This window comes from Rhizobium sp. BR 250, from assembly GCF_047445855.1.
Lineage (GTDB): Bacteria > Pseudomonadota > Alphaproteobacteria > Rhizobiales > Rhizobiaceae > Agrobacterium > Agrobacterium tumefaciens_I.
Genome location: NZ_JARWKW010000003.1, coordinates 41720 through 55426, shown reverse-complemented (window position 1 = coordinate 55426; position 13707 = coordinate 41720). Strand labels below are relative to the sequence as shown.

Annotated in this window: 12 protein-coding genes, 1 tRNA gene and 1 riboswitch; of the genes, 10 read left to right on the top strand and 3 right to left on the bottom strand. The window is 60.0% G+C overall.

What is annotated here, in order from left to right; all coding sequences use genetic code 11:
- The first annotated feature begins 196 nt into the window (after positions 1-196).
- The 5 genes from pstC (at position 197) to phoB (ending at position 5366) form a co-directional block, all read left to right on the top strand.
- Entirely contained in the window at positions 197-1681 is a 1485-nt protein-coding gene (gene pstC, locus QD336_RS05500; protein ID WP_499169735.1) for a phosphate ABC transporter permease subunit PstC, read from the top strand.
- The gene (gene pstA / locus QD336_RS05495) at positions 1678-3000 is read left to right on the top strand and encodes a phosphate ABC transporter permease PstA (RefSeq protein ID WP_269341815.1); all 1323 of its coding nucleotides are present in this window, start codon (positions 1678-1680) and stop codon (positions 2998-3000) included. The genes pstC and pstA overlap by 4 nt, the downstream gene beginning before the upstream one ends.
- Before the next feature lie 14 nt (positions 3001-3014).
- Entirely contained in the window at positions 3015-3830 is an 816-nt protein-coding gene (gene pstB, locus QD336_RS05490; RefSeq protein WP_269341816.1) for a phosphate ABC transporter ATP-binding protein PstB, read from the top strand.
- A gap of 96 nt (positions 3831-3926) precedes the next feature.
- Complete coding sequence (gene phoU, locus QD336_RS05485) at positions 3927-4652, top strand: phosphate signaling complex protein PhoU (protein ID WP_077985368.1); 726 nt, start codon at positions 3927-3929, stop codon at positions 4650-4652.
- A gap of 30 nt (positions 4653-4682) precedes the next feature.
- Positions 4683-5366, top strand: coding sequence for a phosphate regulon transcriptional regulator PhoB (phoB, locus tag QD336_RS05480; protein WP_003493692.1), 684 nt, complete (start codon positions 4683-4685; stop codon positions 5364-5366).
- Between the two features lie 561 nt (positions 5367-5927).
- Here phoB and QD336_RS05475 read toward each other — a convergent pair.
- Complete coding sequence (locus QD336_RS05475; RefSeq protein WP_269341819.1) at positions 5928-6461, bottom strand: GcrA family cell cycle regulator; 534 nt, start codon at positions 6459-6461, stop codon at positions 5928-5930.
- 431 nt (positions 6462-6892) lie between these two features.
- Here QD336_RS05475 and QD336_RS05470 point away from each other — a divergent pair, with 431 nt between their 5' ends.
- The 3 genes from QD336_RS05470 to QD336_RS05460 all read left to right on the top strand — a co-directional run bounded on the left by QD336_RS05470 (position 6893) and on the right by QD336_RS05460 (position 10296).
- Entirely contained in the window at positions 6893-8092 is a 1200-nt protein-coding gene (locus QD336_RS05470; protein WP_269341820.1) for an aspartate aminotransferase family protein, read from the top strand.
- Between the two features lie 57 nt (positions 8093-8149).
- Complete coding sequence (gene argF / locus QD336_RS05465; RefSeq protein ID WP_269341822.1) at positions 8150-9067, top strand: ornithine carbamoyltransferase; 918 nt, start codon at positions 8150-8152, stop codon at positions 9065-9067.
- Between the two features lie 239 nt (positions 9068-9306).
- The gene (locus QD336_RS05460) at positions 9307-10296 is read left to right on the top strand and encodes an Hsp33 family molecular chaperone (RefSeq protein WP_499169733.1); all 990 of its coding nucleotides are present in this window, start codon (positions 9307-9309) and stop codon (positions 10294-10296) included.
- 72 nt (positions 10297-10368) lie between these two features.
- On the opposite strand, the gene apaG is transcribed toward QD336_RS05460, so the two are convergent.
- Together apaG and QD336_RS05450 are read right to left on the bottom strand one after the other, a co-directional pair.
- Positions 10369-10761: a Co2+/Mg2+ efflux facilitator ApaG/CorD gene (gene apaG, locus QD336_RS05455; protein WP_010970890.1), complete on the bottom strand. Its 393-nt coding sequence runs from the start codon at positions 10759-10761 to the stop codon at positions 10369-10371.
- A gap of 233 nt (positions 10762-10994) precedes the next feature.
- On the bottom strand, positions 10995-12179 hold the full coding sequence (locus tag QD336_RS05450) for an O-succinylhomoserine sulfhydrylase (protein ID WP_269341828.1): 1185 nt from the start codon (positions 12177-12179) through the stop codon (positions 10995-10997).
- A 43-nt stretch (positions 12180-12222) separates the two neighbouring features.
- A riboswitch (SAM riboswitch) is annotated at positions 12223-12301 on the bottom strand.
- A 73-nt stretch (positions 12302-12374) separates the two neighbouring features.
- Here QD336_RS05450 and QD336_RS05445 point away from each other — a divergent pair.
- Together QD336_RS05445 and QD336_RS05440 are read left to right on the top strand one after the other, a co-directional pair.
- Positions 12375-13475: a 2'-deoxycytidine 5'-triphosphate deaminase gene (locus tag QD336_RS05445; RefSeq protein WP_269341830.1), complete on the top strand. Its 1101-nt coding sequence runs from the start codon at positions 12375-12377 to the stop codon at positions 13473-13475.
- Positions 13476-13528: 53 nt separating this feature from the next.
- Positions 13529-13602: transfer RNA gene (locus QD336_RS05440), tRNA-Gly, on the top strand.
- Positions 13603-13707: the final 105 nt, after the last annotated feature.

Below are 13707 nucleotides of genomic sequence, written 5' to 3'. Positions count from 1 at the left end.
GACAGTTCCCATCCATCGCCATCCACATGATTATTAATGGATTACAGATGGATAGGATGTATCAACCTTGACGCTTGCCAGACTTTATTACAGTCAGGCGGCAAGCATCTCCGGATGGTCCAGCGGTCTCGTTTTGATGACTTTTTGATTTGCCCGATATCGCACCGTGCTCTTGAGGCACGCCGAGGGAACTCTAATGAACACATCGATCCTTTTGCTGATACTGGCGCTCATCGGCATCGGCAGCTATCTGCTCGGCAGTCGCCGCGCTGTTGTCCTGTCTGGTGGTCGCCCCTCCAGCATGCATTCCCGTGCCGGTTATCACGGCTCTTACGCGGTCGTCTGGGCTGTCTTGCCCGCGGCGTTCATCCTCTGTGCCTGGCTGGTCGTCAGCCCGTTGCTCGTCACCTCTGCGGTGCGCGGCAATTTCCCGGAGGATATCCGGGCGCAATCCGAGGCACAGCAGAGCCTGACCTATGGCATGGTGACCTCCATCGCCCGCGGCCTTCAGCGGCTGACGCCGGAGGAAACCGCGCAGGTTGAGGCGGACACGGCTGCGGTCCGGCCGCTTCTGGCATCAAAGGGTGTCGCGATCGCCGGTGATCCCGAGCGGTTCATGGTCGATGCCGCCAAAGCGCTCAACGCCATGACTTCCACCAGCCGCATCGCGATGATTGCGACGGTGCTTCTGGTCGCGCTTGGCGGTGCTGCCTATGCGCTGCGGGCGATCGCCCCGCGCTTCAGGGCGCGCAACCAGGTGGAGAAGGTCATTCTCGCGGCGCTGCTCGTCGCCTCGTCCATCGCCATCCTCACCACCATCGGCATCGTGCTCTCGATGCTGACGGAGGCGATCCAGTTCTTCACCATGGTCCCTGCGCACCAGTTCTTCTTCGGAACCGTGTGGGATCCGCGGTTTGCGGCAGCCGGTGCGACGGACTCCTCCGGTCAGTTCGGCCTGATCCCGCTGCTCGCCGGCACGCTCTATATCGGCCTCGTCGCCATGCTGGTCGCAGTTCCCGTCGGCCTGTTCTCGGCGATCTACATGTCGGAATATGCCTCGCCGCGCTTTCGCGCGGTGGCAAAGCCGCTGCTCGAAGTGCTCGCAGGCATCCCCACCATCGTCTACGGCTTCTTCGCGCTGACGACGGTCGGTCCTTTCCTCAGAGACATCTCCGCGCAGATCAACGGCCTGGCGACGGGTGACTACGCCAATTTCATCCAGGCGCAGAGCGTCATCACCGCTGGCTTCGTCATGGGCATCATGCTGATCCCCTATGTCTCGTCGCTGTCGGATGACATCATCACCGCCGTGCCGCGCTCGCTGCGCGACGGCTCGCTCGGCCTCGGCGCCACCCGGTCCGAAACCATCAAGAAGGTCATCGTTCCCGCCGCTCTTCCCGGCATCGTCGGCGCCGTACTGATGACGGCCTCGCGCGCCATAGGCGAGACCATGATCGTGGTTCTCGCGGCGGGTGTCGCGGCGCGCCTGCAGCTCAATCCTTTCGAGCCCATGACCACCGTCACGGTCAAGATCGTCAGCCAGCTTACCGGCGACCTTGAATTCACCTCGCCGCAGACGCTGGTCGCTTTCGCGCTCGGCATCACGCTTTTCGCCATCACGCTTTGCCTGAATATCTACGCGCTTTACATCGTGCGCAAATACCGGGAGCAATATGAATGACCGACATCGTCTCTCCCGCAGCCGGCGCCAGCGCCGTGAACAAGGCCACGCGCCGTGATATCGGTATCAAGCGCCGCTATGCCGCCGAACGTCGCTTCCGTGCCTACGGAATGGCAGCGATTTCTTTCGGCCTCATCTTCCTCTTCCTGCTGCTCTGGTCGGTCGTATCCAAGGGCCACACCGCCTTCCAGCAGACGATGATCACCGTTCCGGTCGAGTTTTCGGAACAGATCATCGATCCGAAGAATGAGCGTGCCACAAATCCCGCAAAGCTGATGACGGCCAATTACCCCGTCATCGCCCGCGATGCGGTTGCCAAGGTTCTCGGCGTTGCGCCGACCGACCGCGCCGGCCTTCGCGCCGTCAACGTCATGATCTCGGACAGCGTGCGCACGCAGCTGCGTGACATCGTCGTCGCCGATCCCGCCGTCATCGGCACCACGCGCACCGTTACGCTTCTGGCGTCGGGTGATGTCGACAGTGCCTTCAAGGGCCAGGTCGATCTGACTGCGGATGAAGCGAACCGCCGCATCTCGAACCAGCAGCTCGGCTGGATGAACCAGCTGGCCGAAAGCGGCCAGCTCGGCAAACATTTCAACACCGGCATCTTTGTTAACGGCGCATCGAGCCGTCCGGAAGCGGCGGGTGTCGGCGTGGCGCTCATCGGCTCCTTCTATATGATGATGATCGTCCTGGTGCTGTCCTTGCCGATCGGTGTTGCAGCCTCCATCTATCTTGAGGAATTTGCCCCGAAGAACCGTCTGACGGATCTCATCGAGGTGAATATCAACAATCTCGCGGCCGTTCCCTCGATCGTTTACGGTCTGCTCGGTCTCTCGGTCTTCATCAACTTCATGGGCTTTCCGCGCTCGGCTTCGCTGGTCGGCGGTCTTGTCCTGACGCTGATGACGCTGCCGACGATCATCATCGCGACCCGTGCCGCATTGAAGGCCGTGCCGCCGTCGATCCGCGCCGCCGCACTCGGTCTCGGCGCTTCCAAGATGCAGACGATCTTCCACCATGTGCTGCCGCTCGCCATGCCTGGCATCCTGACCGGCACCATCATCGGCCTCGCCCACGCACTGGGCGAAACGGCGCCGCTGCTCCTGATCGGCATGGTGGCATTCGTCGCGAATTACCCGACAACGCCGATGGATCCGTCCACGGCCCTGCCGGTGCAGATTTACATGTGGGCGAACGAAGCCGAACGCGCCTTTGTCGAAAGGACATCCGGCGCTATCATCATCCTGCTTTTGTTCCTCATCGTCATGAATGTTGGCGCAATCCTGTTGCGTCGCCGCTTCGAGCGGCGCTGGTAGAGGGAGATTGAGCAATGAACATGTTGTCGGAAGCAGCAGTTGAAAAGGCGCTGGACAAGAAAATGAATGAAGTTTCATACAAGATGATTGGCAAGGACGTTTCGGTTTATTACGGCGAAAAGCGCGCGCTTTACGACGTGAACCTCAACGTTCGGGAAAATACGGTGACCGCGCTGATCGGCCCGTCCGGCTGCGGCAAGTCCACCTTCCTGCGTACCCTGAACCGTATGAACGATACGATCGACGGCTGCCGGGTCACCGGCAAGATCACGCTCGACACCGACGATATCTACGATCAGCAGATTGACGTCGTGGAATTGCGTGCCCGCGTCGGCATGGTGTTCCAGAAGCCGAACCCCTTCCCGAAGTCGATCTACGAAAACATTTCCTACGGTCCGCGCATCCACGGGCTTGCCCGCAACAAGGCGGATATGGACCAGATCGTCGAACAGAGCCTGCAGAAGGCGGGTCTCTGGAACGAGGTGAAGGATCGTCTGCACGAATCCGGCACGGGTCTTTCCGGTGGCCAGCAGCAGCGTCTGTGCATCGCACGCGCGGTTGCCGTCAGCCCGGAAGTGATCCTGATGGACGAACCCTGTTCAGCGCTTGACCCGATCGCGACTGCAAAGGTCGAGGAACTGATCCACGAACTGCGGACGAATTACACGATCGTCATCGTCACGCACTCCATGCAGCAGGCGGCACGTGTTTCCCAGCGCACGGCCATGTTCCACCTTGGTCATCTTGTCGAAGAAAACGAAACCGACAAGATGTTCACCAATCCGGACGACCAGCGCACGCAGGATTACATCATGGGCCGCTTCGGCTGATCCTGGCCAGCGCTTTCTCGAAACCGAACAAGACTGGTGCCTCTGCCGTGCCCGCTTCCGGGCACGCGCATGAAGGCCAAGCCGGAGGACTAGACCATGACACAGACAACGACCCATTCGCATATTCTGTCGGCCTATGACGACGAATTGAAATTCCTCACACGTCGCATCGCCGAAATGGGCGGTCTTGCGGAACAGATGTGCGCCGACGCCGTGCGTGCGCTCGTCAATTCCGATGCCGCACTTGCCCAGAAGGTCATTTCCGACGACGCGATCCTCGATCATTCCGAGCGCGAGATCGGCGACAAGGCCATCGTCACCATCGCCAGACGCCAGCCGATGGCGGCCGACCTTCGCGAGATCATCGGCACCCTGCGTATCGCAGCTGATCTGGAGCGCGTTGGCGATCTTGGCAAGAACACCGCCAAGCGCGTGATCGCGGTTGCCGGAACCGGCGTGCCGCGCAAGCTCGCCCGCGGCATCGAGCACCTGTCGGAACTAGCGCTGGTACAGCTCAAGGAAGTGCTTGACGTCTATTCCACCCGCTCCGCCGAGAAGGCCAATGCCATCCGCGAGCGCGACGAGGAAATCGACGCCATGTATACGTCGCTCTTCCGTGAGCTTCTGACCTACATGATGGAAGATCCGCGCAACATCACCACCTGCACGCATCTTCTCTTCTGCGCCAAGAACATCGAGCGTATCGGCGACCACGCCACCAATATCGCCGAGACGATCTATTACATGACCACCGGCAGCCAGCCGGAGGGCGAGCGTCCGAAGGACGACAGTTCCAACACGCTCGGTTCGGTGACCGAGTAACAGACAGGCGAAGGCTTGCGGAGTTAGCATATGGTGCCCAAGATTGCAGTTGTGGAAGACGAGGAGGCGTTGAGCGTCCTGCTTCGTTACAATCTCGAGGCTGAGGGATATGACGTCGACACGATACCCCGTGGCGACGAGGCGGAAATCCGGCTGCAGGAGCGTATTCCGGACCTTCTCATTCTGGATTGGATGTTGCCCGGTGTTTCCGGCATCGAGCTGTGCCGGCGTTTGAGAATGCGGCCGGAAACCGAACGCCTGCCCATCATCATGCTGACCGCGCGCGGCGAGGAAAGCGAGAGGGTTCGCGGCCTCGCCACCGGCGCTGACGATTATGTCGTCAAGCCGTTCTCGACGCCGGAACTCATGGCCCGCGTCAAGGCCATGCTGCGCCGGGCGCGTCCCGAGGTTCTGTCCTCGGTGCTGAAATGCGGTGATATCGAGCTGGATCGCGAGACCCATCGCGTTCACCGCAAAAGCCGCGAAGTGCGCCTCGGCCCGACGGAGTTCCGCCTGCTGGAGTTCCTGATGACCTCTCCGGGCCGGGTGTTTTCCCGTTCGCAGTTGCTGGATGGCGTCTGGGGCCACGATATCTATGTCGACGAGCGCACTGTCGACGTTCATGTCGGACGCCTGCGCAAGGCGCTCAATTTTTCGCATATGCAGGATGTCATCCGCACCGTGCGTGGTGCCGGATATTCGATGGAAGCCTGAGCCAGACCAAACGGCACAGTTTCGCCAAGGCCGATAGTGCAACCGAAAATTTAGAAGCCCGAAACCGGAAACGGTTTCGGGCTTTTTGACTATGGATCTTTTCAAAAGCGGGCATCGTACTCAGGGGGCTTTAAATGCGGTGTAAATCCGGATTGTCGGATCACACCGCTGCCATCCGGTTTCTAGACCGCCTGCAGTTGATGGCGAACGCCTCCCGGAGGATATGCGCGTCAAAAAATCAAAGGTTGCGGATCCTCGCGACACGCCCAAGGATGACGCCGGAGTGTCTGGTGCAATCCCTCATCGCAAGGACGACGTTACGCTTTGTTTGGGCACGCCACGTCGCGATATGGCTGAAACTCCGCAAGGACCAAAGTCGTGTACCCTGTCCAGAAATTCAAACCGGCCGACAGTGGAACATGCCCGGTTTTCAGGAAGGCGAGGTGCGGGATATCTGCCCTTGGGTTGATTCCGAGACCGCAAAGAACCTCTGACTTTATGTCATAAAAAAACGGGCCCGAAGGCCCGTAGTTTTTGAGTGTCAAATGCGTGCCGCAACACTCAAGCTTTGCGACGCTCGCTCACCGGCTGGTAGGCGAGCTTTGCATGGAACTTGCAATAGGGTGAAGATTCCAGTGCTTCACAACCGCAAAAATGAAAATCGTCCTTGAGCGGATCGCCGACCGGCCACTTGCAGGTGCGTTCCGTCAGTTCCGTCAGTGTCAGGCGACGGGAAATCGGCGTTACGACGTTTCTGGAGGGAACATAGTCGAGAACTTCGGCGGTCTCGATATCGATTTCCTCATGCAGTGCCGTTGCCGCGTTGGAGCGGCTCAAGACCCGTGCGGGCGTCGCGTTGACGCGGGTCGCGAAATTTGTCGCGCGGGGAGCAGGGGCGGCCGTGCGCTTGGGCGCGGAACGCGCCGAAGTGACAGGGCCGCCGGCCTTGACGCGTCCCGGCAGATTGAGACGGTGGACCTTGCCGATCACGGCATTACGGCTGACACCGCCCAGCTGTGCTGCTATCTGGCTGGCGCTAAGCCCCTCGGACCACAATTTCTTGAGTTTCTCGACTCGCTCGTCTGTCCAGTTCATGCCGCTTCTCCGCTTTTCGCGTGTATTTTCGGCAGAATCCCTCTCCGCCCCGCGGGCGTGCCGCAAGCGTGGTTTCCGCCAGATTTTCGGTGACTAGTTCCGCCGCAATGCAGTCTAGTAATTAGCGATTAACCTAGTGCCAGCCCGACTCCGTGGCAAGAGTCGGGGGAATCATCTGGAATCGATTTTCCGGTTTTCCCCAACTTGCTGGCGAGTTGAGTCTGAAAGGCAACACCTTGGGGCTCATTCGCCACCGTCTACTAGTGCTTGAGACGCCCGGGAAATGCGGACTTTTGTTGACATCGGCAGGCGAAGTGACAATAGTGCCGGTGCCGCCGCAAGGCGGCATTTTTGATTTTCAGGCGGGGGATAACCTCGCCAGCCTATTGACAACCGTCTGACAGCGCATCCGCGCAAGGAGTGATACAGCCATGGCCGAAGCCGCCGCGCCATTGTTCGATACGTTTGCAAGAGCCCCCCTGCGCTTCGAGCGAGGCGAGGGTGTCTGGCTGTTCACGGAAAGCGGCGAGCGATATCTGGATTTTGCGGCCGGCGTCGCGGTCAATTCGCTGGGCCACGCCCATCCGCACCTCGTGGAAGCGATCAAGACCCAGGCCGAAAAGGTCTGGCACGTCTCCAACCTTTATGAAGTGCCCGGACAGGAAAAACTCGCAAAGCGCCTGACGGAAGCGACATTCGCGGACAAGGTCTTCTTCACCAATTCCGGCGCGGAAGCGCTGGAATGCGCGATCAAGACCGCGCGCCGTTATCATTATTCCAAGGGTCACCCGGAAAAGTTTCGCATCGTCACCTTCGAAGGCGCCTTCCATGGCCGCACGCTGGCGACGATCGCCGCCGGTGGCCAGCAGAAATATCTCGAAGGTTTCGGTCCCAAGGTCGAAGGCTTCGACCAGGTGCCGTTCGGCGATGTCGACGCGCTGAAGGCCGCCATCACGCAGGAGACGGCCGCACTTCTGATCGAGCCCATTCAGGGTGAGGGCGGTATCCGCGCGCCCAGCAAGGAATTCCTCCAGCTGCTGCGTTCGCTTTGCGACGAGCATGGCATGCTGCTGATTTTCGATGAGGTCCAGACCGGCGTCGGCCGCACGGGCAAACTCTTCGCCTATGAGCAGACCGGTGTTGCGCCTGACATCATGGCGGTTGCCAAGGGTATCGGTGGCGGTTTCCCGCTCGGTGCCTGCCTTGCCACGGCGGATGCCGCTTCCGGCATGACGGCCGGCGTGCATGGCACCACCTATGGCGGCAATCCGCTGGCCATGGCGGTCGGCAATGCTGTTCTCGACGTCGTTCTCTCCGAAGGCTTTCTCGAAAAGGTCCGTGATGTCGCGCTGGTCTTCCGCCAGGGTCTTGCCTCGCTGAAGGATCGTTATCCGGATGTGATCGAGGAAATTCGCGGCGAAGGCTTGCTTCTCGGCATCAAGGCCCGGGTTCCCTCGGGCGAATTGCTGCAGGCCATGCGTGCGGAACATCTGCTCGGCGTACCGGCGGGAGACAACGTCATCCGCCTGCTGCCGCCGCTCGTCACCACGGCGGAAGAGGCCCGCGAAGGTCTGGCACGCGTGGAAGCGGCAGCCGCATCCCTGACCGCGAAGCAGGCGAAAATCGCCTGAGGAAACAATAAAGGGCGGGCCTCTTCCCGGAGGCTCGCGAGCATGGGACAGTTTGAAATGGCTTCACCTAAACATTTTCTCGACCTGTCGGCCGTCGGCTCGCAGGATCTGCGGGCAATTCTTGACGATGCGCGCGCACGCAAGGTCGCCACGAAGGCCGGAACGGCGGAAAAGCCGCTTGCCGGCAAGATGCTGGCAATGATCTTTGAAAAGCCCTCCACCCGCACCCGCGTTTCCTTCGATGTCGGCATGCGCCAGCTGGGCGGCGAGACCCTTTTTCTCTCTGGTACGGAAATGCAGCTCGGTCGTGCGGAAACGATCGGCGATACCGCGAAGGTGCTGTCGCGTTACGTGGATGCCATCATGATCCGCACCACGGACCATTCACGCCTGCTCGAGCTTGCCGAACACGCAACGGTTCCGGTCATCAATGGCCTGACGGATGATACCCATCCCTGCCAGATCATGGCGGATATCATGACGTTCGAAGAACATCGCGGTCCGGTCAAAGGCAAGACCATCGCCTGGACGGGTGACGGCAACAACGTGCTGCACTCCTTTGTCGAGGGCTCGGCACGCTTCGGTTACCGCATGACGATGGCGGTGCCGATGGGATCCGAACCGCATGACAAGTTCCTGAACTGGGCTCGCAACAATGGCGGCGAGATCGCGCTGTATCATGACGCGGAAAAGGCGGTTGCGGGTGCGGATTGCGTTGTCACCGATACCTGGGTGTCCATGAACCAGGAGCACAAGGCGCGTGGCCACAACATCTTCCAGCCCTATCAGGTCAATGAGGCGCTGATGGCCAAGGCGGAAAAGGACGCATTGTTCATGCACTGCCTGCCGGCGCATCGCGGTGAAGAAGTGACGGATGCCGTGATCGACGGCCCGCAATCGGTGGTCTTCGATGAGGCGGAAAACCGTCTCCACGCACAGAAGTCCGTCATCGCCTGGTGCATGGGCGTGATCTGAGGAATTCACCCGGTCTTGATCATCGTCGGGCCGGGTGCTTGAACTTATACGCACCGATTACCATCTGTGGGACTTCGAAAAGGCTCGTCGGTTTGCTGGCGGGCCGTCATCACGATTTGCACGTTTTTCTCCGGAAGCGGTTTCGCTTCCCGGGTCTCTGTGCGACAAGCGAAAAAACCACATTTAAAAGCCGGACTTTTGGACGGTAGCGGCGCCACGGCTGCGCCAAGGAGTATCACATGGCAGATGTAACGGTTGAACTGGACGATCTCGATTTTGCTGGCGACGACAAGGTTGTGCCCTTTCAGGTCGAAGGTCTGGATGTGCGCGGCCGCGCCGTACAGGTCGGGCCGCTGCTGAACGCCATCCTCGAACGGCACGATTATCCCGCTGCGGTTGCCCGCCTTCTGGCGGAAGCGACGGTTCTGACGGCGCTGATCGGCACCTCGCTGAAGTTTTCCGGCAAGCTGACCGTCCAGACCAAGGGCGACGGCCCGGTTGACCTGCTGGTTGCCGATTTCTCCGCGCCGGACAGCATGCGCGCTTATGCCCGTTTTGATGAGGAGCGGCTGGCGGAAGCGGTTGCGGCCGGTGCAACCTCGCCGGAGCAATTGCTGGGCAACGGTATTCTCGCCTTCACCATCGATCAGGGTATGGGCATGCAGCCCTATCAGGGCATCGTGCCGCTGGATGGCTCTTCGCTGGAAGACATTGCCGGGGTCTATTTCCGCCAGTCGGAACAGCTTCCCACCCGCGTGCGCCTTGGCGTCGCCGAGTTCTTCGACCGCGACGGTGAAGGCAAGCCGCGCCACGGCTGGCGTGCAGGTGGCTTGATCGCGCAGTTCCTGCCACAGGCCCCCGAGCGGTTGCGCATGCGCGACCTGCACGGTGGCGATGGTGACGAGGGCGGCCACGAGGTGCAGGAGGACGATGCCTGGACTGAAGCCGTAACCCTGCTGAACACGGTGGATACTGACGAACTGACCGATCCGCAGGTGCCGGTGGAACGCCTGCTCTACAGGCTTTTCCATGAAAGCGGCGTGCGCATCTATGATCCGCAGGCCATTTTCGACCGCTGCAGCTGCTCGCGGGACAAGATCAAAGGTGTGCTCTCCGGCTTCACCGCCGAGGAGATCAAGGCGAGCGAGGAAGACGGCGCCATTGCCGTAACCTGCGAGTTCTGCTCCACCACCTATCGCTATGATGTCAGCGAATTCGAGAACGCCTGAATCTTTTGAGAATGCCTGAATCGAAAGCCGCGCTCTAAGAGGCGCGGCTTTTCCTTTGGCGGGTGGATGTCGTCAGTTCAGAACGCGCATCAGGCCGGGTGAATCCAGCGAAAAGGCGGGTATGGTGACGTTGAACACCTCGCCATTTTCCGTTTCCATTTCATAATGGCCAAACATCAGGCCTGACGGCGTATCCAGCGGGCAGCCGGAAGAGTATTCATAGCTGTCGCCGGGTTTGAGCTGCGGCTGTTCGCCCACGACGCCCGGCCCGTAGACCTCGTCCACCTGTCCGTTCTGATCGGTAATATGCCAATAACGGTTCACGAGTTTCACCGGGACATCGGAATTGTTCGCGATCACGACTTTGTAGCCCCAGACGTAACGATCGTCATCCGGGTCGGATTGTTCCTCGAGATAATACGGATCGACCGTTACCTCGATATCCCTTGTCAGAGCACGATACATACGCGCCACACCTCGATATTATGCCTGCCGCCGCATCCTACACTATAGGCTCTGGCTATCGTCAAGAAAATGAATGACTTGACGGGCAGGGGGCGTCTCCTGTTGCGCTGTTTTCCACCGTTAGGGATAACGATAAAGGTAAATATTGGTTGCCTGATGCGGGCTTTTCCGGCCGCTTGGGCAAACCATGGCCCGACACGCGGTCAGGCCATGGCGATTTGCGGATTGAATTTTCAGCCGGAAACGGCCGCAAGACCCTTTGCCAGATCTTCCAGCAGATCGTCGGTATCCTCGATGCCGCAGGAAAGGCGGAGCGTGCCGCCGGAAATGCCGAGTTCGGCACGCGCCTCGTCGGAGAGGTTCTTGTGCGTCGTCGTGCCGGGATGGGTGATGAGGCTCTTGGCATCGCCGAGATTGTTGGAAATCTTCACGATCTCAAGCGCGTTCTGCAGCTTGAAGGCCGCTTCCTTGCCGCCCTTCAGTTCGAAGGCCACCAGGGTGGAGCCGCCGGACATCTGCCGGGCGATGATATCAGCCTGCGGGTGATCGGCGCGGCCGGGATAGATGACCTTGGCGACCTTGCCGTTATCGGCGAGGAAATCGGCGATCTTCGAGGCATTGGCCGTCTGCTGTTTCACGCGCAACGGCAGGGTCTCGATGCCCTTCAGAAGCGTCCAGGCGTTGAAGGGCGACATGGCCGGGCCCGTATGGCGGAAATAATCCTGCAGCTCTTCTTCGATCCACTTCTTGTCGGAAAGGATCACGCCGCCGAGGCAGCGGCCCTGGCCGTCAATGTGCTTGGTGGCCGAATAAACGACGATATGGGCGCCGAGTTCGAGCGGCTTCTGGAAGAGCGGCGTCGCGAAGACGTTGTCGACCACCACCTTGGCGCCGATCTGGTTGGCGAGCTTCGCCACACCGGCAATATCCACGACTTCGAGCGTCGGATTGGTCGGGCTTTCGAGGAAGAACAGCTTGGTGTTCGGCTGGATTGCCTTTTCCCAATTGCCGAGATCACGTCCGTCGATCAGCGTGCATTCGATGCCATATTTCGGCGCAAGTGTTTCAACCACCCAGCGGCAGGAGCCAAAAAGGGCGCGTGCAGCGACGATATGGTCGCCGGCGCGCAACTGGCACATGATGGCGGCGGTGACGGCGGCCATGCCCGACGCAAGTGCGCGGGCGTCTTCGGCGCCTTCCAGCAGGCACATGCGCTTTTCGAACATGTCATTGGTGGGGCTGGCGTAGCGGGCGTAGATGAAGCCGTCCGTTTCACCCTTGAAACGCGCTTCGGCGGCTTCGGAGTTCTCGTAAACGAAACCCTGGGTCAGATAGATCGCTTCCGACGTTTCACCATAGGGTGAGCGTAGCGTACCGCCGTGAACGAGCTGGGTTGCCGGGCGCCATTTATTGCTCATGTGATCACCTTCAAAACAAAAAAACCGGCCGCAAAAGCAGACCGGTTCCTAGCACCCGGTCTTTTTAGCCACTTGTTTAACGTGGCTGCAAGCCGACCGGCCAAATCACCACGGGATAAGCTTGCCATACTGCCGTTACCGGCTTGCGTCAATGCTTTCCTTTTGGTTTTGTCGCCGTAAAAAGGAATGATGACCATGACGAGAACCACGGGCATTTTGGCGGATGGCGCAATCCGGGCGCTGTTTGCGGGCGGCAAGCTGAAAAGCGAGGCCGATCTCGATGTCGACCAGGTGCAGCCCGCCAGCCTCGATCTCAGGCTTGGCTCGAAGGCCTATCGCGTCCGCGCAAGCTTCATGCCCGGCCCCGGAACCCGTGTCATCAACAAGCTCAATCGTCTCAGCCTGCACGAGGTCGATCTCAGCCAGGGCGCGGTGCTGGAAACCGGTTGTGTCTATATCGTTCCCCTGATGGAAAGCCTTGATCTGCCGGCGGACATGTCGGCCTCGGCCAATCCGAAAAGCTCGACCGGCCGTCTCGACATCTTCACCCGCGTGATGACCGACAATGCACAGGAATTCGACAAGATCCCGGCTGGTTATACGGGCCCGCTTTATCTGGAAATCAGCCCGCGCACTTTCCCCATCGTCGTGCGTCGCGGCTCCCGCCTGTCACAGATCCGCTTCCGCATCGGCCACGCACTTCTCAATGAAAGTGAACTGCTGAAGCTGCACGAGACAGAAACGCTGGTGGCGAGTGAAAACCCGAACGTGACGGGCGGCGGCATTGCGCTGTCGATCGACCTCAAGGGTTTCGGTGAGAACGGGCTGATCGGCTATCGCGGCAAACATCACACGGCGGTGGTGGATGTCGACAAGAAGGCCCAGCACGACGTCCTCGATTTCTGGGAGCCGCTCTTCGCCCGCGGCCGTGCGGAACTGATCCTCGATCCCGATGAGTTCTATATCCTCGTTTCACGCGAAGCCGTGCATGTGCCGCCGCTTTATGCCGCCGAAATGACCCCTTTCGATCCGCTGGTGGGCGAATTCCGCGTGCACTATGCCGGCTTCTTCGATCCCGGCTTCGGCCACGCGCAGGCCGGCGGCACAGGCAGCCGCGCCGTGCTTGAGGTCCGCAGCCACGAAGTGCCCTTCATCCTCGAACACGGCCAGATCGTCGGCCGTCTGGTTTACGAGCACATGTTTGAGAAACCGGAGGGTCTCTATGGCACTGGCCTCGGCTCCAATTATCAGGCCCAGGGGCTGAAGCTCTCCAAGCATTTTCGCGCCGAACAATGAACCCGGCGGGTGCTTGACACCCGCTCGGAACTATCCGATGTCTTAGTCCGCGCGCGGGTGTAGCTCAATGGTAGAGCAGCAGCTTCCCAAGCTGAATACGAGGGTTCGATTCCCTTCACCCGCTCCAGTGACCTTTCCAACAGGAACAATGACGTCCAATAGGCGCTGATTTTTCAGCGTTTTCACCTGGCGCGTGCAAATAGTGAAATTCAGCGTTTTTCGGACATCGAAA

Excerpts from the sequence above, each read along its gene's own strand:
- apaG (WP_010970890.1), bottom strand. The coding sequence starts at position 10,761 with ATGTATCGTGCTCTGACAAGGGATATCGAGGTAACGGTCGATCCGTAT.
- QD336_RS05445 (WP_269341830.1), top strand. The coding sequence starts at position 12,375 with ATGACGAGAACCACGGGCATTTTGGCGGATGGCGCAATCCGGGCGCTG.
- pstA (WP_269341815.1), top strand. The coding sequence starts at position 1,678 with ATGACCGACATCGTCTCTCCCGCAGCCGGCGCCAGCGCCGTGAACAAG.
- QD336_RS05450 (WP_269341828.1), bottom strand. The coding sequence starts at position 12,179 with ATGAGCAATAAATGGCGCCCGGCAACCCAGCTCGTTCACGGCGGTACG.
- phoU (WP_077985368.1), top strand. The coding sequence starts at position 3,927 with ATGACACAGACAACGACCCATTCGCATATTCTGTCGGCCTATGACGAC.
- phoB (WP_003493692.1), top strand. The coding sequence starts at position 4,683 with ATGGTGCCCAAGATTGCAGTTGTGGAAGACGAGGAGGCGTTGAGCGTC.
- QD336_RS05460 (WP_499169733.1), top strand. The coding sequence starts at position 9,307 with ATGGCAGATGTAACGGTTGAACTGGACGATCTCGATTTTGCTGGCGAC.
- pstB (WP_269341816.1), top strand. The coding sequence starts at position 3,015 with ATGAACATGTTGTCGGAAGCAGCAGTTGAAAAGGCGCTGGACAAGAAA.
- QD336_RS05470 (WP_269341820.1), top strand. The coding sequence starts at position 6,893 with ATGGCCGAAGCCGCCGCGCCATTGTTCGATACGTTTGCAAGAGCCCCC.
- pstC (WP_499169735.1), top strand. The coding sequence starts at position 197 with ATGAACACATCGATCCTTTTGCTGATACTGGCGCTCATCGGCATCGGC.
- argF (WP_269341822.1), top strand. The coding sequence starts at position 8,150 with ATGGCTTCACCTAAACATTTTCTCGACCTGTCGGCCGTCGGCTCGCAG.
- QD336_RS05475 (WP_269341819.1), bottom strand. The coding sequence starts at position 6,461 with ATGAACTGGACAGACGAGCGAGTCGAGAAACTCAAGAAATTGTGGTCC.